Origin of the sequence: Actinomadura sp. KC06, from assembly GCF_004348735.1 — a bacterium.
Taxonomy (GTDB): Bacteria; Actinomycetota; Actinomycetes; order Streptosporangiales; family Streptosporangiaceae; genus Spirillospora.
The window spans coordinates 1-18,646 of the sequence record NZ_SMKT01000167.1; the positions used below are offsets into that span (position 1 = coordinate 1).

General features: G+C 66.9%; 12 protein-coding genes and 2 pseudogenes. 7 read left to right on the forward strand and 7 right to left on the reverse strand.

What is annotated here, in order from left to right:
• Positions 1-211: hypothetical protein (locus tag E1287_RS35050; protein WP_207934648.1), on the reverse strand; the 211-nt coding region annotated here is incomplete at its 3' end.
• A gap of 600 nt (positions 212-811) precedes the next feature.
• Between E1287_RS35050 and E1287_RS35055 the strand changes: the two genes are divergently transcribed.
• The 3 genes and pseudogenes from E1287_RS35055 to E1287_RS44240 all read left to right on the forward strand — a co-directional run bounded on the left by E1287_RS35055 (position 812) and on the right by E1287_RS44240 (position 9,716).
• Complete coding sequence (locus tag E1287_RS35055; RefSeq protein WP_131969579.1) at positions 812-7,720, forward strand: RHS repeat-associated core domain-containing protein; 6,909 nt, start codon at positions 812-814, stop codon at positions 7,718-7,720.
• Between the two features lie 38 nt (positions 7,721-7,758).
• Positions 7,759-8,037 carry a hypothetical protein gene (locus E1287_RS35060; RefSeq protein WP_131969580.1) on the forward strand — a complete coding sequence of 93 codons (279 nt, stop codon included), beginning with the start codon at positions 7,759-7,761 and terminating at the stop codon, positions 8,035-8,037.
• Positions 8,038-8,400: 363 nt separating this feature from the next.
• Positions 8,401-9,716, forward strand: a pseudogene (locus E1287_RS44240) (IS1634 family transposase).
• A 41-nt stretch (positions 9,717-9,757) separates the two neighbouring features.
• On the opposite strand, the gene E1287_RS44245 reads toward E1287_RS44240, so the two are convergent.
• From E1287_RS44245 to E1287_RS35085, 3 genes are all read right to left on the reverse strand, one after another.
• Positions 9,758-10,915, reverse strand: coding sequence for a hypothetical protein (locus tag E1287_RS44245; protein WP_165969355.1), 1,158 nt, complete (start codon positions 10,913-10,915; stop codon positions 9,758-9,760).
• Between the two features lie 238 nt (positions 10,916-11,153).
• A complete protein-coding gene (locus E1287_RS35080) occupies positions 11,154-11,726 on the reverse strand; it encodes a dihydrofolate reductase family protein (RefSeq protein WP_131969583.1) in 573 nt (190 codons plus the stop codon).
• Positions 11,714-12,592, reverse strand: coding sequence for a metalloregulator ArsR/SmtB family transcription factor (locus E1287_RS35085; RefSeq protein WP_131969584.1), 879 nt, complete (start codon positions 12,590-12,592; stop codon positions 11,714-11,716). The genes E1287_RS35080 and E1287_RS35085 overlap by 13 nt, the downstream gene beginning before the upstream one ends.
• 506 nt (positions 12,593-13,098) lie before the next feature.
• On the opposite strand from E1287_RS35085, the gene E1287_RS35090 reads away from it, so the two are divergent.
• Entirely contained in the window at positions 13,099-14,325 is a 1,227-nt protein-coding gene (locus E1287_RS35090; RefSeq protein ID WP_131969585.1) for a hypothetical protein, read from the forward strand.
• A 47-nt stretch (positions 14,326-14,372) separates the two neighbouring features.
• On the opposite strand, the gene E1287_RS35095 is transcribed toward E1287_RS35090, so the two are convergent.
• A complete protein-coding gene (locus E1287_RS35095) occupies positions 14,373-14,786 on the reverse strand; it encodes a RidA family protein (RefSeq protein WP_131969586.1) in 414 nt (137 codons plus the stop codon).
• A gap of 77 nt (positions 14,787-14,863) precedes the next feature.
• Between E1287_RS35095 and E1287_RS46465 the strand changes: the two genes are divergently transcribed.
• Together E1287_RS46465 and E1287_RS44250 are read left to right on the forward strand one after the other, a co-directional pair.
• Positions 14,864-14,995: a hypothetical protein gene (locus E1287_RS46465; RefSeq protein WP_279508045.1), complete on the forward strand. Its 132-nt coding sequence runs from the start codon at positions 14,864-14,866 to the stop codon at positions 14,993-14,995.
• Entirely contained in the window at positions 14,992-15,147 is a 156-nt protein-coding gene (locus E1287_RS44250) for a hypothetical protein (protein WP_165969356.1), read from the forward strand. Before E1287_RS46465 ends, E1287_RS44250 begins: the two co-directional genes overlap by 4 nt.
• Position 15,148: 1 nt before the next feature.
• On the opposite strand, the gene E1287_RS35105 is transcribed toward E1287_RS44250, so the two are convergent.
• On the reverse strand, positions 15,149-16,228 hold the full coding sequence (locus tag E1287_RS35105; protein ID WP_131969587.1) for a hypothetical protein: 1,080 nt from the start codon (positions 16,226-16,228) through the stop codon (positions 15,149-15,151).
• 68 nt (positions 16,229-16,296) lie between these two features.
• Positions 16,297-17,511: an Ig-like domain-containing protein gene (locus tag E1287_RS35110; RefSeq protein WP_131969588.1), complete on the reverse strand. Its 1,215-nt coding sequence runs from the start codon at positions 17,509-17,511 to the stop codon at positions 16,297-16,299.
• A gap of 295 nt (positions 17,512-17,806) precedes the next feature.
• Between E1287_RS35110 and E1287_RS35115 the strand changes: the two are divergent.
• A pseudogene (locus E1287_RS35115) lies at positions 17,807-18,646 on the forward strand (hypothetical protein); the annotation flags it as partial.

Here is an 18,646-nt window from a genome sequence, read left to right on the forward strand (position 1 = left end):
GTTCTTGGGGGTTGCTGGGGCTGGTGCCGGGCGGGCGGATGGCGGTGAAGGTGCCGCCGACGTAGACGGTGTCACCGACCACCTCGACGTCCCAGACGGTGCCGTTGGTCTGCCAGGTCGGCAGCGGATCGGCCGTCAGGGTGGGCAGCTCCCCGGGCGGCGGCGCGGTGTCGGCCGCGACGGGCGGTGCCGTGGTGAGGGTGGCCACCATGTTGAGGGTGGTCGCGGTCAGGGCGGTCAGGGCTAGTAGGTACCGGGCCCGTGCATAACGCGGTCGTCGAGTGGGGCGCTGAGGGGTTGGTCGCGGGGGCCGGGACGTGAGGAGCATCGCCCACTCCGGGTGGTCGAGGTCTGGTTGCCGTGATCATCACATTCGATCGGCGCTCCGACAAGATCGACTCTGACCGTTTTTGATGTTTTGGGTCATCTTATTTGTTTGCACTCGTAGACCTTCAATTTTCCTGCGCGCGGACGTTTGTTGCGGGCTGTTGGTTGTCATGGCGTCCGGACGTGGACCTGTTCTGATCATGACCTGCTGTTCTTGTGGGCGGGCACGTGCGGTGACCAGCTGGGTACCTTGATCACCTTCGTTTTTGAGCGCATTGTCGGGGGGGCGTTCACAACTGATGTGCGAGCCCTGTGCCTTGAGGTGATGCGTCGTGCTGGAGTTTCCACGAGAAAATCCTGTCCAGCCTGGCGAAACATCTCTTTCTAGGCACTGTGTGTTCGAGAACAGTGCCACTGCGCTGCGAACACTGGTTGACGTTGCCTGGTTTAGTCATGGGTGCCGCCCGTTGTTGTGGAGGATCTGGTGAAAAGGCTGAACAGGCGGCAAGTACTGCGCATGGGTCGCTCGCTGCGAATCGTGGCGGCTGGAATGGCGGTGGTGCTGGCGGCGGGCTTGGCCACGGCTCCGCCCGCGCAGGCCGATCCGCCGGGCTCCGAGCGTCCAAAGGTTGCCGACCATGAGCGAACGGTCGACGGTAAGACGCGGAAGGTTCGCCCCCGCACCCCCGACCCAGCTGGCAGATCGGTGCCGGAGCCCAAGGCGTCCTGGCCCAAGCCCGGCACCGCCGAGGTGACCCTGACGGGCAAGCAAGCCGAGCGTTCGGGGCGCAGCGAGGGGCTGGTGCGGGCGGGCGACCTGCCGATCTCGCTCACCGCACCCGGACCCGCGCCCAAAAGCGTCGATCCGAGGAACACCGCTGCGCGCCCCGCGCTGAAGGGCGACGCCCAGGTGGCCGTGCTCGACCGTGGCGCGGCCGGGCGCGCGGGGGTCGAGGGGCTGGTGTTCACCATCGCGCCCGACGCCGAGGCCACGTTGGGACGGGTGGGAGTCCGCGTGGACTACTCGGCTTTCGCTCAGGCCTTCGGTGGCTCCTACGGCACGCGGCTCCGGCTAGTGAGGCTCCCCGCCTGTGTTCTGACGACCCCGTCCAATCCCGGATGCCGTTCCTCCACACCCATCGCCACCACAAACGACGGTGAAACGAGAACCCTGATCGCGGACGTGGAGACCGTCCCGTCCACGACAGGCCAGCGGGGTCTGACGGTGCTGGCGGCCGTCGCCGCACCCGAAGGCTCGCAGGGAGATTTCAAGGCCACCAAGTTGGCGCCGTCGGCGACCTGGGCGGTGGCGGGGAACACCGGTGACTTCACCTGGACCTATCCGATGCGGCTTCCGCCCGCCCCGGGGGACCTCGTTCCGACGGTTGAGCTGGGTTATTCGGCGCAGAGTGTGGACGGTCGCACGGGCAATACCAATAACCAGCCGTCCTGGGCCGGTGAGGGCTTTGAGTTCTCGCCCGGTTTCATTGAACGTCGTTACAAGGCGTGTGAGGACGACGGAGTGCCGAACGGCCCAGGCGGGAAGCCGCCGGGGGATCTGTGCTGGGGCTATGACAACGCGACCGTCACCTGGAACGGCAAAGGCGGCGAACTCATCAAGGCCGCCGACGGGACCTGGCGGCTCAAGAACGACGACGGCACCAAGTTCGAGCGGCTGACCTCGTCGGAGACGAACAACGGCGACAACGAAGGCGAGTACTGGAAGGTCACCACCACCGACGGGACCCGCTACTACTTCGGCCTGAACCGGTTGCCCGGCTGGGGCTCGGGAGGGCCGGAGAGCAACTCGGCATGGACGGTGCCGGTGTTCGGCGACGACGCGACCGAGCCGTGCCACAAGGCTTCAGGGTTCGCCGATTCGTGGTGCCAGCAGGCGTGGCGGTGGAACCTGGACATGGTCGTCGACCCCAACGACAACGCCGCCATCTACCTGTACGAGAAAGAGACCAACCACTACGGCCGCAACCTCAACCCCGCCGACGCCACCCCGTACACCCGCGGCGGCTACCTGACGTCCATCGAGTACGGGCTGCGCGGCGACAACGTCTTCGCCGACGTGCCGCCGGCCGCGGTGCTGTTCGAGAAGGCCGAGCGGTGCATCCCCAGCGACACCTTCGACTGCGCCCCTGCCAAGATCAAAGCTGATCCGGGGCAGTGGCCGGACGTGCCGTGGGACATGAACTGCGACGCCGGCACCCGGTGCGAGGACGGGCACGGCTTCACCTCGCCCACCTTCTGGAGCCGCTATCGCCTCAAGAAGGTCACCACACAGATAGACCGCGGCGCCGGCTGGCCGTACCGCAAAGTCGACTCCTGGACGCTGGACCACCAGTGGGGCGCCGACACCGAAGAACGCGACCTGCTGCTCAAGGAGATCCAGCACACCGGCCTGGCTGGCCCCACTGCCGCCGACAACATCGCGTTGCCCAAGGTGACCTTCAACCACACGCCAAAGGCCAACCGAGTCGACCAGGCCAACGACGGCATCGCGCCCTACACCCGCTACCGGGTCAGCAGAATCTTCGACGAGTCCGGCGGCCAGATCGACATCGGCTACACCGGGCAGGACTGCTCCCGGGCCGCCCCGCCGACGCCGCACGCCAACACCAGACGCTGCTTCCCCTCGATCTGGCATCTGCCCGGCCAGACGGCGCCGATCACCGACTGGTTCAACAAGTTCGTGGTCACCTCGGTGGTGCAGAAGGACCGGACGGGCCACGCCCCCGACATGGCCACCCAGTACGAGTACATCGGCGGAGCCGCGTGGCATTTCGACGACGATGACGGGTTGACACGCGATAAGTACAAGACCTGGTCCCAATGGCGCGGCTACGGCCAGGTCCGCGTCAAGACCGGCAGCATGGGCACCCCGTCCACCCAGACCGACACCTATCACCTGCGCGGCATGCACGGCGACCGCGCCAGTCCCACCGGCGGCACCAAGACCGTCACCGTTTCCGACGGCGAGGGCGGCACCCACACCGACGCCGAAGGACTCGAAGGCTTCACCCTCAAGACCGTCAACTACACCGCCCCCGGCGGGGCGGTGCACCACAAGAGCGTCGATGTCCCCTGGCGGCACCAGACCGCCTCCCGGACCAGGGACTGGGGCACCGTGACCGCCAACGCGGTCAAGGTCGGCAACTCCCGCACCTGGATAGCGCTGGACGGCGGGACCTGGCGCGAAACCAAGACCAACAGCGAGTACGAGACCGACTTCACCAAGGTCGGCCGGGTCAAGCAGGTTGAGGACCTCGGTGACGTCGCGTCCACCGCCGATGACAGGTGCACCCGCACCGATTACGCCGACAATGACGCGAAATGGATGGTCTCCTACCAGTCCCGGGCCGAGACCGTTTCCGTCGCTTGTGGCACGGACCCTGACCGGTCCAAGCATGTCATCGCCGACGCGCGGGCGTTCTATGACGGCGGAGGTTTCGGTGACGCACCCACCAAGGGAAACGTCACGCAGACCGAGAGAATCGCCGGACAAGACGGCGATGACGCCACCTACGTGCCGTTCGAAAAGACCACCTACGACAGCTTCGGGCGACCTTTGACGGTCACCAACGCAGCCGACCAGACCACCACCACCCGGTACACCGACACCCGTGGGCTGACCACCAGAGTCGCCGTTACCACGCCCACCCCCAATCCAGGGACCGCCGGGCTGACCGCCACCAATGAACTCGACCCGGCCTGGGGATCGCCGACAGCCAAGATCGACAACAGTAATGTCGACGGCAGCAACAGGCCCCTACGCAGCGACCTGCAGTACGACGCGCTCGGCCGCCTGCAGAAGGTGTGGCGGCCCGACCGCTCCAAGACCGCCGGCGACACACCCAGCTTCGAACACGCCTACCGGATCGCCGATGGTCAGATTGTCGCGGTCACCACCAAGACGCTCACCAGTTCCGGTGGTCAGCGCCCCTCTGTCGCTCTCTACGACGGGCACCTGCGCCCTCGTCAGATTCAGGGCACCGGTCCCGAAGGCCGCCTGATCGCCGACACGTTCTACGACGACCGTGGTCAGATCGCCAAGACCTACGCCACCTATTCGGCCACCGGTGCGCCCGAGCCCGCACTGTTCGCCGTCAACTCCCCCGGGGCCGTCGAGACTCAGAACCATTTCTCCTATGACGGGCTCAGTCGCCGCACGGTGGAGCGCCTGGTGGTCGGCGACGGAACCACGACCGAGGAGAAATGGCGCTCCACGATCAGCTACGGCGGGAACTGGGTCGCCGTCGACCCGCCCCGGGGTGGGACGCCCTCCGCGCAGATCATCGACGCGCGCGGCCAGGTCACCGAACGCCGCCACTACCACGGGGACAGCCCGTCAGGTGCCTATGACGCCACCACCTACGGCTACGACCCGGCCGGGCGCCTGACCACGGTGAAAGACCCGTCCGGCAACACCTGGACCAATACCTATGACCTGCGGGGCCGTCGAACCAAGGCCGCCGACCCCGACGCCGGCGTCACCACCTTCACCTACGACGTCCTCAACCGCGTCGAATCCACCACCGACGGCCGCAACAAAACGATCTTCCAGAGCTACGACGGGCTCGGCCGCAACACCCAGACCCGCGAAGGGTCGGCGACCGGGAAACTGCTGTCGTCGTGGACCTATGACACCGCGCCCCGCGGAAAGGGGAAGCTCGCCGCCGCCACCCGCCACGGAGAAAACGGCGACTACGTCCAGAGCATCCCGTCCTACGACGTCCTGGGCCGACCCGAATCCACCACGGTCACCATCCCGGCGTCGGAGGGGCCGCTGGCCGGAACCTACACCCACGCCCAGACCTACAACCTGGACGGCACAGCCCACCAGGACGTGCTACCTGCGGCGGGCGGACTTCCTCAGGAAACCCTCACCCGCACTTACGACGAATACCAGCGCCCCATCCGGCTGACCAGCGGCCAGGCCACCTATGTCGGATCGACCGAGTACACCCCCACCGGCAAACCCAAACTGGTCGAACTGGGCTCCGGCGACAAACGAACCTGGAACACCCTCACCTATCAACCCGGCACCCAGCGCCTTTCCACCTCCAGCACCCGCCGCGAGAACGTCACCGGCAACGACCGCAACGCCACCTACACCTATGACGACGCGGGCAACGTCCTGGGCATCTCCGACGTTTCCAGAGCCGGCACCGACAATCAGTGCTTCAAGTACGATCACCTGCGCCGGCTGACCGACGCGTGGAGCGTCGCATCAACGACCTGCCCGCAAAACCCCACCACATCGGGCGGCCCGGCACCGTACCGGATGCACTACACCTACAAACTCGACGGCAGCCGGGACACAGAACAGTTCTACGACCCGGCGGGCACGCAGATCTCCACTCGCGATTACCGCTACCAGGGCGACCTGAACGTCAGCAGCACCGTCAAGGGCCACATGCTCGGCAAGGTCGACCAGACCGGTGCCAACCCACTCACCGGCCCCGACACAAACGACGAGAACTACGTCTACGACGCTGCGGGCAATCCCACCACCCGTACCGTCGGCGACACCACCCAAACCCTGGAATGGAACAGCGAAGGCAACCTCGACAAGGTCACCCAGGGCGACACCACCGTCCGGTTCATTTACGACGCCGAGGGCAACCGCCTGATCCGCAAGGACCTCACCGGAGCCACCCTCTACCTGCGCGGCACCGAGCTCCGCTCGACCAACGGTTCGGCGACCGCAACTGGTGTCCGCTATTACGGCCACAACGGCGAGGCCGTCGCCCTACGCGATTCCACCGGGATTAAGCACCTCGCAGCCGACCATCAGGGAACCGTCCAGATAGCGGTCAACGCCACGGACCAGAACACTGTCACCCGCCGGCTCACCCCATTCGGCCAGGAACGCGGTACCAACGAAGAGACCTGGCCCGACCAAAGAGGATTCCTGGGTGGCGCCAAAGACCCCACCGGCCTCACCCATCTGGGCGCCCGCGAATACGACCCGAACAACGGCCGCTTCATCTCCGTCGACCCGCTTATCGATACCGGCGACCCACAGCAGATGAACGGCTACCTCTACGGCGGCAACAACCCGGCGACCCTCAGCGACCCCGACGGCCTGATCCCGCTACCGCCCTGCATCCGCAACCCCATCACCTGCGGCCACAAAGCCCCAACCCTCAAACAACGCGTCACCAGCCTCCCGGGCCTGATCGTCGGCATGGCCGAAGGCGCGATCCAAGCAGCGATCGACGAAGCCTACGCCCTGGCCAACGCCGCCAGAAACGCCGCCCATGACACCAAGGAAAGCTTCAAATCCTTCGTAGGTTTCTCGCAGAAACCCACCGGCCCGAGAAGGCCCAAAGCAGATCCGCCGCCGGACCTGAAGCCGCCGAAGGTCGAACTGCCGATCCCCATCAACCGCAACAGCCCCGGCTACCGGGTCGGCCGCGATATCGGCTACGTCGTCGGCGTTCCCATCCCGGGCCTGGGGGCCGCCAAGCTGCCCCGCGGTGTGAGGTGGCTGTCCCAACTCTTCAAGTCCTGCCGCCGAAGCAGCTTCGTTCCCGGCACCGCGGTGGTCATGGGCGATGGCACCAAGAAGCCCATCAACGAAATCAAAAAGGGCGACAAGGTCCTCGCCACCAATCCCAAGACCGGCAAGACCCAAGCCCAGACCGTCCAAGACACCATCACCAGCAAGGGCACGAAGAACCTCGTAAAGATCACCGTAGACACCCGCAACCAAAAGCACTGGGTCACCAAGAACGACGCGAAAGCCCAACCAGCGGCATCACCTGCGATCCTCCGCTCCGAGCAAGCCCTCGGCGCAGTGATCGCCACCGACGAACACCCCTTCTGGGTCGCCGACGGCACCGGCCGATGGGTCAACGCCGCCGATCTCAAACCCGGCATGTGGCTCCGCACCAGCGCCGGCAGCTATGTCCAGGTCACCGCCATCAAGCACAAGGCGGCCCACTACCAACGAGTCCACAACCTTACCGTCGTCAGCCTCCACACGTACTATGTACTAGCGAGGGCCACTCCGGTCCTCGTCCACAACGCGAACGACTGTGATATCCCGTGGACGAGCCCCAGGGTTTCTCGCGCAGCCAGGGCCATCGAGGGCGGAACCACGAGTCTCAGGGTAGGGTCGCGGGACGAAGCGGGAGAATTGCTCCTCCGGCTGTTCCAGGGGCAGGGTTATCGTAACGCGACGGGCTTTGACGGTGTCGGCACAAAGCAGTACTTCGGGTCGAAGTCGGGAACCTATCACTGGGACGACCAGGTTGGCGCGGATGGCCGAGTGCGCGGTCATGGCTCGGGGAACAGACACGGCGACCTGCCCCATCTCCAGATCCATACCTTCGAAGACTCGCCCTGGGGCGGGTCGATCATCCGGATCTTCTGGTGAGGTTGAAGATGCGCACTGAAGTAAGAAACCGTCTGGTCATGAGCAAGGCGCTCGTATCTGCGCGCCGAGAGCCCAGCTCGTCGGACCGATACGCATGGGTCTGGGTCGCCCCGCTGGGCGACGGCACCTTCAGGGTCTCGACGGTGGAGATATCTAAGCACATCGTGGACGAGGACATCTGCTTCTTTGAGGACGACATCGAACGAGTGCACATTGGGACCTTCACAGATATATCTGAGGTCGATGACCTTGTGAGAGGCCTCGGTGTGGATCCCGATGAATTGGATCCCCCGTGGAAGAATGACTTCCCGCTATAATCATTATCGAAATGTTCGGAGTCACTATTCGGCGGTGCCGGGCCGTACCGGTTGGGTGAAGCACTTCAAACCAGCGTGGCTACGGCGAGGAGGGCGTTCCGAAACCCGACTCCTTTAAGTCGCGAGCAACAACCTGGCATTTCCGCGGCGCCGACTGGGGTGCCGTTGGCGCGGCACGGTCGAACTGTCGCTCGACATGGGTCACCTGACTTGGCTCACGTTCGGGAGCCGGAGTCGAGCACGGTTTGCTGACCTGGGGTTTCGCTGCGGATCGGAGTGAATGTCCACTAAGTGGCCCGGGTTTCTAGGGTGCCGACCATGTCGCACGTGCGGACGGTCAAGACGGCCTCGGGTGTCCGGGCGGTGCAGATCGTGCATTCCTCGCGCCGCGGGTCGCGCGATATCGAGCAGATCGGCTCGGCGCACGATGACGCCGAGCTGGAGATGCTCAAAAAGGCGGTGGCCCGGTAGCGGATCGCCGCCGGGCAGACCGAACTCGATCTCGGCCTGGACGACGGACCTGAGGGGGGCGGGCCGCTGCCTATCACCAGCTCGCGGATGGGTCACCTGCTCGACGCGTTGTCGAGGGCGTTCGATCTGCTGGGGTTGGGTGAGGCGTGCGGGGGCGATGAGGTGTTCCGGCAGCTGGTGCTGGCCCGCGTCATCGAGCCGACCAGTAAGCACGACAGCCTGCGTGTGCTGGCCGAGGCGGGGATCGAGGCGGCCTCCTATACGACAGTGAAACGGCGGCTGCCCGCGTTCGCCGAGCTGGCCTGGCGGGGCCGGCTGTCGGCCGCGTGTGCGGCGCATACTCGGCTGGGCCCAGCCTCGCTGGTGCTGTACGACGTGTCGACGCTGCACCTCGAGACCGACACCGGTGACGGGTTCCGTGAGCCGGAGTTCTCCAAGGAACGCCGCCTGACCCCCAGATCACCATTGGACTGCTGACCGATGCGGGCGGGTTCCCGCTGATGGTGAAGGCTTTCGAGGGGCAACAAGGCCGAGACCTGCACGATGCTGCCGGTGATCGAGGCGTTCATGGCCGCCCATCGGCTCGCCGACGCCACCATCGTGGCCGACGCGGGCATGATCTCCGAGGCCAACAAGCGGGCCATCGAACAGGCGGGGCTGTCGTTCATCCTGGGAGCGCGGATCAGCGAAGTCCCCTACGTGGTCAAGCGGTGGCGGCGCGACCATCCCGACGCCGAGATCGGCGACGGGCACGTCTTCACCCAGCACTGGCCCGCGGACACCACCGAAAACCGCCGCGACCAGGTGATCTACTACCAGTACCGCGCCGTCCGGGCCCGCCGCACGCTACGCGGGACCGACCAGCAGGTCGCCAAGGCCGAAGCCGCCGTCGCCGGCAGGGCACCGGTCAAGCGCAACCGGTTCATCCAGCTGTCGGGGGCCGACAAGAGCGTCAAGCGGTCGCTGGAGGCCAAGGCCCGGGCCCTTGCCGGGCTCAAGGGCTTGACGATCGTGTTCGCCGCCTTGGCGGTCTCGCGCTGGATCGAGCGGGCCACCGGCTGGTCGATCAAGAAGTTCGTGACGACCGCCCGCCGCTACCGCACTGTCCAAATCGCCGCTGGGGACCACGCCCTCACCGCCGCCGACCTCTGCCAGATGACCTACGGCATGCACTCGAACGGTTCCACCGTTCGGAGCGTGCGCACTAATTTGAGGCAAGTCAGGAAATGTGGCGTATATCTACCTGAGCCTAATGGGTGTGCTGGCGATCGCCGCGGAGTAGGTGGTGTGGAGTGCTGCTTCGTCGGCTGATGCCAGGGCGTGTGCGAGGTGGAGCATCGCGGCACGGTGGTGCTCGGGGCTGGTCGCGGCCATCTCGGCGATCGGCTCGATGATGCCGGCGGTGTGCGCGCTGTCGGGGAAGGCGGCGGCGAGGAAGGCCAGCCCGCCCTGGACGGCTTCGCACTCGCTTGGCCAACGGCGCAGCAGCGCGGGGGCGACAGCTTCGACGGCGTTCTGCGCTGCCGTTTCGTCCCGACTCTGGACGGAGCCAAGTCCCGAGTGCGGATCGTCTGTCGGCGTCTTGTGCCGCGAGTCGGCGTCCGACGGTCCCGGCCTCGGCGAGCAGCAGCAGGAGGAACGCTCGGAAGGGCGCCGCGACCTGCTCATGCTCGATGAGCCCGGCCAGCAGGGGAATCTGTTCCGCGGTGTGCGGGGAGCATGTGCCTTGGTGCAGGACGGCGTCAGAGAGTTCGAAGAGCAACTCCTGGTCGTTTTCGAACTGTGCGGCTTCGTCGGTCAGCCACCAGCTGATCATCTGGGTGGCCGCGCCGTCGGTCTCCAACCGGCTCGCGACAGCGCGGACTGTGTCCAGCAACGATGGCAGCCCTGAGGTGGTGGGTGCCGCCGCCGCGACGGTCGGCGCCGGGACGTCTCGCGGGGCAGGGAAGGACCGCGTGACGGCGACACGCCGTTCGTAGGCCTGTTCTTGAGGCAGGTCGTGGAGCAGGCCGTCGAGGTTCAGGAGACGCAGCATCGTTTCACGGTGGGCGATTGACCCGCCTTCGCAGAACCCACGATGGCTTCTTGCAAGGGCCGCGACCGCGAACTTCTCACACTCGCGCTGGTGGCTTGCGGCGGCGTCATCGATGGCGAGCTCGTCGACCATCGAGCTGACCTGCCACCAGCCCTGCAGCTCTGGTCGCGAAAACTCGGGCTTGCCGAACAATGGGTTCGCGGGGTCCAGGTGCGGGAGGGTACATCGGCCGCACCCGCACCCAGCGATCTCCCGATCGGCGAGATCGGCCGCGAGTAGACGTCCGTGATCTTCGTCCGGCATCGCGAACAGGTATTCCCGGAGCATCGCGACCGGGCCGCCGGACTCCTGGGTCACGCGCTCACCAGGCATTCGGGAATCATAGATCGCAAAGCGGTGCGTATCGCGCTACGCAGGCTCGGCTTGGAAAGTCGTCCCGAAGCCTGGGTCGGTGGCTCATCCGCGGATGGCTCGGAGGATCCGGCGGAGAATTCGGAGCACACGGAGGGTTTCGGCTGTGTGGTCGAGGGCCGGATGGAGAGCGCGGACGTGGAGCCCAGACGAGGACCGGAGTTGCGGCGGGCGGCATTGTGTCGGGGCGGCGTCCGGGCTAGTTGGTGGGTGCTGAGGTGGGCTGGTAGCAGAGGCGGACTATGCCTGACGGGAAGGTTGTGGTGTTGACCAGTTCCAGGCGGACGGGGCCGATGTCGTCGAAGATTCGTGGTCCGGTCGCCCACAGGTAGGGGCTGACGGTGAACCAGAACTCGTCGACGAGGTCGTCGGCGATGAGGGCGCGGGCGAATTCTCCGGCACTGGGGACGATCAGGTTGCCGTCGTGTTCGTCCTTGAGGCGGCGCATAGTGGTGCCGAGGTCGCCTTCGAGCAGGGTGGCGTTCCATTCCAGCGGTCCCGTCAGGGACCGGGACGCGACGTACTTGGGCATGCTGTTCATCCGGGCCGCGTACGCCTCGAAGCCGGGGACGTTGGCGAGTTGGGGCCAGGCGGCGGCGAGTCCCTGGTAGGTCTTGCGTCCGAGCACCATGGCGTCGGCCGCCTGCCACATTTCACGTCCGGCCTGCATGCTGTGAGGGTCGGTGACCAGCCAGCCGCCCTGCGGTTCGGCTGCCGGTGCCTCGAAAGCGCCGTTGACGGTCATTGCGACGTTGATGATCAGTCGTCCCACGGGAAGCTCCTTGTGTCGGTGTGGTGCTGGGTGCGGTCGGTGTCCGGTGCCCCGGCGGTGAGGATTTCGGCGAGTTTGCCGAGGCTCTGGCCGAAGCCGATCTCGATGCCGGCGATGAAGTCGGCGGACTCGACGGTGCTGCCGTCGATCTGCCAGTGCACGTCGAGTTGTGTGCCTGTGTCGGTGGGGCGCAGGGTGAAGGCGACGTGGGCGGTGAAGGCGCGGTCGCCGTTGGGAAGCAGCGGAGACATCCGGTAGGTGAGGCGCTCTTGGGGGTGTACCTCCTCGATGACGCCTTCGGCGCGCCCGACGACGACGTCCGAGCTGTCGGCGTCTTCGGCGTCGCGGTATTCAAGGACGATCCGTCCACCCGGCTGTGCCTGGAAGACGAGTTCGGAGACGCGCAGGTCGTTGGGCGTCCACCAGCGGGTTAGCAGGGAGGGCTCGGTCAGGTGTCGCCAGACGGGCTCGGGACGTCCCGCAAGCGTCCGGCGGAACCCGAAGGAGCGGCCGTCGGCCCATCCCGGCTCCTCGGCGGCGCGCCGTTCCGCGTCGAGGGTGACCGCGTGGCGGTCGTGGATCTCGTGCGGGCCGCCGGGCCGGTCCGTGAGGTCGGCTAGCTGGTTGAGCGTGGCCGCCAGGTCCCGCAGGGGGCCGGGACGGAGTGTGTAGAGGCGGCGCTGGCCGTTTCGCTGGGACGTGACGACACCGGCGCGTTCGAGGGTCTGGAGGTGCTTGGTCGTCTGGGGTTGGCGCGCGTCCGCGAGCTGAGCCAGGACGCCGACCGATCGGGGCCGCTCGGCCAGCAGACAGACGAGCCGCCACCGAGCCGGGTCGGCCAGCGTTGCGAGGAGTGTTGCGTCCATGGCTAGGAAGTATTCACTACAAAGAATATTCGTGTCAAAGAATATCTTCTGGGCGGCCAGCCCCGCCAGGCCTCGATCTGGCTCAGAGGGACTGTCGGTAGGGCCTGCCACCATGGCCCGCATGACGGCAACCGACGTCCTAGCCCCGTTCCAGTGGCTCAACGTGCGCGAAGGGGAGGGAGGCGGCAGGCTGGGTGTGATGGCGGTACCGCGCTCCCGAGGGTGAGAACGCTGGAGAACTTTGTCCGGGCGTGCGGTGAAGATCCGGGGCCGTGGCTGGACGCCAGAGCGCGGCTGGTTGCCGCCGCGCGGGCAGCACGGGCGCGTCCTTCACCTGATCCCGCCCGGTCTGCCGGGGAGCCGCTGGGACGGGTGATCGGTGAGCTGGAGGAGCAGGACGCGCTGGTCTTGGAGGTGCACCAGGCTTTCGCGGCCGCGAGTCCGTCCTCCGGGGCGGCGCCGGTGCTGCCGCCGTATCTGGAACGGCCGGGGTTCGACGATCGGTTGTGGACGGCCGTGGCGCCCCCGAACGGCCCTTGGCGGTGGTGGAGGCGCTGCGGAGCAACCGGATTGCCGGACGGACGGTGATCTGGCTGAACGAGGCTCAGTTCTACCTTCAGGCACCGCAGGCCGGAGAACAGGTCGCCGCCGAGTTGCAGGCGCTGCTGGCCGACGACGATCGAGGCCCGGTGCTGATCCTGGGATCGATGTGGCCGGACTTCTGGCGGACGCTCACCACAACGCCCGAACACCCGTCCGCCCCAGACGCGCACCGGGCCGCTCGCACCCTGCTCGGGCGGGCCGAAGAGGTCACTGCTCCGTCCGCGTTCACCTCCGACCAGCTCACCGCGCTGGCCGCGACCATCTCGACCGATCCCCGGCTAGAGGCGGCGGCCGAGCGGGCGCCGGGCGGGCAGATCACCCAGGAGTTGGCCGGCGCGCCTGAACTGCTGCGCCGCTATCAGCATGGCGGCCCGGCTGAGCGGGCGGTGCTGTGGGCCGCGATGGACGCCCGCCGCCTTGGCCACGGCCTCTACCTGCCGGAGCCGCTGCTGCGCGAGGCCGCCCCCGGCTATCTCGATGATCACACCTGGGACCAGGTCGGCGGCACCTACTGGTTCATCACCGCGCTGGATCAACTGACCGCCCCACACCGCCGCCTTCCGGGCCCGTTGATCGAGCATCGGCCCCGTCCCGGCGAGTTGTCCCCGCCCGTCCCGCTGTACCGGCTGGCCGACTACCTGGACCAACACGGCCGTAGTGAACGCAAGCTCCTGTCTCCCCCCGCACCTTTCTGGGACGCCGCCACCCACCACGCCTACACGTCCGAGTACCTAGTCGCTCTCAGCAGGGCCGCAGAGTCCCGGGGCCGCTACCGCCACGCCGCCGACCTGTTCCAAAAGGCCGCTGACGCCGGGGAGAAATACGTGCTGGCGGAACTGAGCGAGTTACGCGAGCGGGCCGGTGACCGTGCGGGGGCCGAGCGGCTTGCGCAGCAGGCCGCTGACACCGGAAACACAGACGCGCTGATGGCTTTGGTCGGGTTTCGCGAGCGGGCCGGTGACCGCGCGGAGGCCGAGCGGCTGTACCGGCAGGCCGCTGACGCCGGAGAAGCCGACGCGCTGACGGAGCTGGCCAGGTTGCACGAGTGGACTGGTGACGCTGAAAGCGGCGAACGGCTCCGTCGCTTCGGCTTGGACGCAAAGGGGGAGATCGAGGGCCCCTGGAAATGAGCAGGTGGCCCGGTTGAGGAGGGTGGAAGATCTGGCGCCGGTGTGGATCACCCCGAAGGGCGAGAGCTTCCCATCAGGGCGATCGCTTCGATCTCGACAAGTTGGTCGGGGTATCCAAGGACAGCGACTCCGAGCAGAGTGCTCGGCGCATCATGCTCTCCGAATGCTGTCCTGATCGCGTCCCAGGCGGTTACGAGGTCGCTGCGGTCACTCGACGCGACGTAGATCGTCGTTTTCAGAACGTCCGTCAGAGCGGACCCTGCGTGCCCCAACGTCTCGACCAGATTCGCCATGGCTTGCCGGGCTTGGGCTTCAACGTCACCGACACCGACCGTCGCCCCATTCTCATCCAAGGGACAGGCCCCGGCGGTGTAGACCACGGCACCGGGCTGAGCGATCGAGGCGTACGCGTACGGAGCACCGCCGAACAGACGGTCAGGACGAAGGAGTTGCACAGGCATTCACCGAGCGTGCCCGATCGAACCGTCGCAGATCAACTGGATTACCACCGGATAGCCAGGCGGCGAAGGCGCGAGGTGTGAGGGTGATGCGGCCGGAGTCGGCGGCCTTGCTGTCACGGATGGCGATGGTGTGGGTGCTGTACGGGCGCGGATTCCCCAGGCCGCTGCTCTGGGTCTACGCGAGCGGTGTCGCCGAGGACGTCGGGTGATCGGGGTGCGTCTGTACTCCGGCCGGATCTGGGCCTACCACGACGTCCGGCGGGGGATGGCCGGCTACCTCTACCCGTGCGGGGACGCCAAAGCGGCGGCCGAGCAGGTCGACTTGCTCTTGAAGCACCGCTTGTACCCGTCCACCTGGTGAGTCAGGGCAGTAGGCGGCGGAGGCGGCGGGTTGTTCGGCGGAGGGGAGACGGGTGTGGTGTGAGGCGGGCTAGGGCTAGGGCTGCCTCTGCGCCTGCCTGGGCTGTCTCTTCGGGGGTTGGCGGGTTCGACTGGTCGATGTTGGGGCGTAGGTCGTTGATGTCGCCTATGAGGTGGGCGGGTGTTTGTTGGAGGGCGGTTAGGTCTTCTTCCGTCCAATCGGTTAGCCGGGGGTGCCATTCGGGTGGGATGGTTACCTTTCCGCCGCGGTGGTGGCGGGTCTGGAATCTTTCGGTGATGGTTTGTCTTATGCGGTCTGCTTCTCTTTTGGGGGAGTTCAGGGTTGCGTTGAGGGATGCGAGGATTAGGGTTTCTGGGGCTGTTAGGCCGGTGTGAGTCTCTTTGGCTAGGGGTGCTTGGGCTAGTGCGGGAGTGTTGATCGCCCGGGTGAAGCGTTGCCAGAGGAGGTGGGGAGGGGTGCCGGGTGTGGTTACCACCGAGATTTTGGTTGCGCCTGATTTTGACCAGCGTTGTACCAGTTTGTTTAGGGTGAATGCTCGCCAAATGTGGGCGGTCGGGTCGTCCTCCAGGTTCTTTTCTCGTTGGCGGGCGAGACCTTCCAGGTAGTCGTGGAAGCTGATGCTGTTGCCGTTGCGGATGTGCTGCTGCCATAGGGACGGCAGGGCGCGGTCCAGGCTCCGGGTTGTGATGACGACTTCGATCTCGTCGATGTCCAGGCATGTCAGGAGGTGGCGGATTGCAGGTGTCCGGATGACGGAGAGGGCCTCGGCGGAGAGGAGGGCCGTGCCGGGCCACGTTTTCACCTGGGTTAGGACGTTCTGCCAGGAGGTCGATTCTCTGGCTCCGCGCCGCTCTGACACCCATGGGTACTCGGTGCCCAGGAGGCCGTAGGTCGACCATTCGTGGTTGGGCACGGTTCGTTTTCCGCGGGTCCAGTCGCGGGGGATGGGGTAGCAGATGCCTGCTTCGGCTAGTTCCTTCTGGTTTGCGTGCAGCATGTGTTGCAGGAACGTTGTTCCTGACTTCTGCAGGCCGATATGCAGGACGATCTTCGAGGCCATAGGTCCATCCGGGATGGTGACACAGCGTTACCTACTGTGCCATCCGTTCCGGCTGAAACTGCGGAACCTCAGCGAAGTGCGGTCGTGGTGACCGTTTTGCCCAGGGCACTGCCGCTGGCCCATTTGGCGAAGGGGAGTTGCCAGTAGCCCCAGCCGTTCCACCAGGCGAGGCTGCGCTTGGTGCCGGTGATGGTGACGATGTCGCCGCGGTACGACCAGCTGTAGAACCATTTGGCGTCTTCGCCGGGCGAGCGGACGCAGCCGTGGCTGCAGTTGCGCCGCCCAAGGCAGGACGGGTCGTCCATGTTCTGGTGGATGTACTCGCCGCTGTTGGAGATGCGCGTGGCCCACGGGACCTTCTCGTCGTACCAGCCGGGGTCGCCCTTCTTCTTGCCGGGCGGGCGCATGCGCTCGATGCGGCTGCGGTCCATCGTGAGGTGGACGCCGCTGGTCGTGAGCAGGTGGTCGACGCCGTCCTTCTGCACGTCGCCGCCGCTGCCGAGGCTGACGCCCCACGTCCGGACGGTGCGCCCGTTCTTCTTGACGACGGCGCGGTGCGTCTTGGCGTTGATGTTGACGGTGTGCGAGTCGCCGATCTGGAACGTGCGGGTCACGTCGCGGTCGCCGAAGACGTCGTCGCCGATCTTCAGGCCCGCGTAGTGGACGGTGACCGTCACCTTCTGGCGCGGCGCCCACGGGCGCTTGGGGCGGAAGACGACGGAGGGGAGGCCATTGAAGGATTCGCCGGGCGCGAGCCAGCGCCACGCGCCCTCGGTCGGGGTGGACGACGAGATCTCGATGCTGCGCTCGATCGCGGCCTTGGCCTTCTCGGGGACGGCCTTGTTGAACTGGACGAAGACCGGCATTCCGGTGCCGACCGTCTCGTTCTGGCTGGGGACGAGGTTGTTGACGCGGGTCGCGGCGGTGGCGCGGGTGGTGCGGAACGCGCTGGTGGCGGTGGTGGACTTGCCCTTCGGGGACGTCGCGGTCGCCGACACCTGGTAGCTGCCGCCCGGCCTCAACGTCCAGGTGGAACGCCATTTCGTCTTGTCGGCGGAGAGGGTGCCGGGGACGTCCGCGCCCTTCAGCTTGACGGAGACCTGGCCGAGCGTGCCGCCCGCGGCGGTGACCGTCACGCCGCCGTCCGGACGGGCCTTCGCGTCGCCGTTCGCGGGGGCGATCGTCACCTTCGGGCTGCCGTCGTCGCCGCCCTTCGCGGTCGTCCCGCCGCCGCCTCCGTCACCGCCGCCGCATGCCGCCGCCAGGCCCAGGACCAGGGCCATCGCCAACGCCTTACCTCGCACCGCTCTCCCTCATATGCCCGCCGAGCCCGCGCCACGGCGGGACGGCAACAAGATCGTTTACGGAACGGCCCTCGCGTCGCCTGCCCCGCGCGGTCGCGGGCGGCGGGTTCTCGGCGTCCGACCACTTGTAACGTCCATGGTCCCGCGAAGGTTCGCCTCCGGTGGGCGGTTCTCAGATCTTTTCACGACCGGGCCGGGGGCGGGCGGCGTGCCGGGGCATCGCCGTCTCCTGGACGCGGGCGGATGAAAATGGCCCAATCGGGCCAAGAAGGAAATGCGCTGGAATTGGTTCCAGATTGGCGTTCCCTTTGACGCGCCGATGGGCATTCGCGGGGGCGTTCTCGCAGGTGGGCGGCCCGGTCTTGATCTTCTATTCAAGATTGTGGTGGCGGCGGTTAAAAGCGGCGATCCGTGTCGGGACGCGCTGCGATGCTGGGTCGTGGCCGCCCGCGACGGCCCCGTCAGGTCACCTCCCGGTGAGTTCTTGTCTGTGAAGGGACGCGCGATGAGAGCCCAGGGGCTGAGTCCTTCCATCGACTCGGGCGCCCCTGCGGATCTCATTTCGGTCGACGGGCCTGCGGTTCTCGCTCCGGCCGTCCCGTACCGGCGCGGCGTCACGGGGGCGCGGATTCTCGCCGTCCTGTATCCGGTGTGTCTCGCGGTGGTGGACGGCTGGGCCATGGCGGCCGCCGTGTTCTTGGTGTTGCCGGCTTCGGGTGCCGCGTTGCCCGGTGCGGCGGCGGTGATCGTGATCGTGTTCAACGCCTGCGGCGGGCTCTATCGGACGCGCCGCAGCCCTTCGCTTCTCGCCGATGCGCCGCTGATCCTCGTGCGGGCGCTGGTCGTGGGGGCGTTCGCGGTGGTGGTGGGCGTGGACGCGGCGGGCGATGCCGTTGTCGCGTGGTTGTGGATTACCGCCGTTGCCGGGACGTCGGCGCTCGGCGCGCGGGCGTTCGCGAACGCGGCGATGAGGACGTACCGGTGCCATCGGACGCGGGCGCGTCCGGCGCTGATCGTCGGGACGGGCGGGATGGCCGAGCACCTGGCCGGGATCCTGCGGGAGCGGGGGGAACTCGGGCTCGCGGCGGTCGGGCAGGTGGCGGCGGGGCAAGGG

Excerpts from the sequence above, each read along its gene's own strand:
- E1287_RS35060 (WP_131969580.1), top strand. The coding sequence starts at position 7,759 with ATGAGCAAGGCGCTCGTATCTGCGCGCCGAGAGCCCAGCTCGTCGGAC.
- E1287_RS44245 (WP_165969355.1), bottom strand. The coding sequence starts at position 10,915 with ATGCCTGGTGAGCGCGTGACCCAGGAGTCCGGCGGCCCGGTCGCGATG.
- E1287_RS35085 (WP_131969584.1), bottom strand. The coding sequence starts at position 12,592 with ATGGACGCAACACTCCTCGCAACGCTGGCCGACCCGGCTCGGTGGCGG.
- E1287_RS35095 (WP_131969586.1), bottom strand. The coding sequence starts at position 14,786 with ATGCCTGTGCAACTCCTTCGTCCTGACCGTCTGTTCGGCGGTGCTCCG.
- E1287_RS35105 (WP_131969587.1), bottom strand. The coding sequence starts at position 16,228 with ATGGCCTCGAAGATCGTCCTGCATATCGGCCTGCAGAAGTCAGGAACA.
- E1287_RS35110 (WP_131969588.1), bottom strand. The coding sequence starts at position 17,511 with ATGGCCCTGGTCCTGGGCCTGGCGGCGGCATGCGGCGGCGGTGACGGA.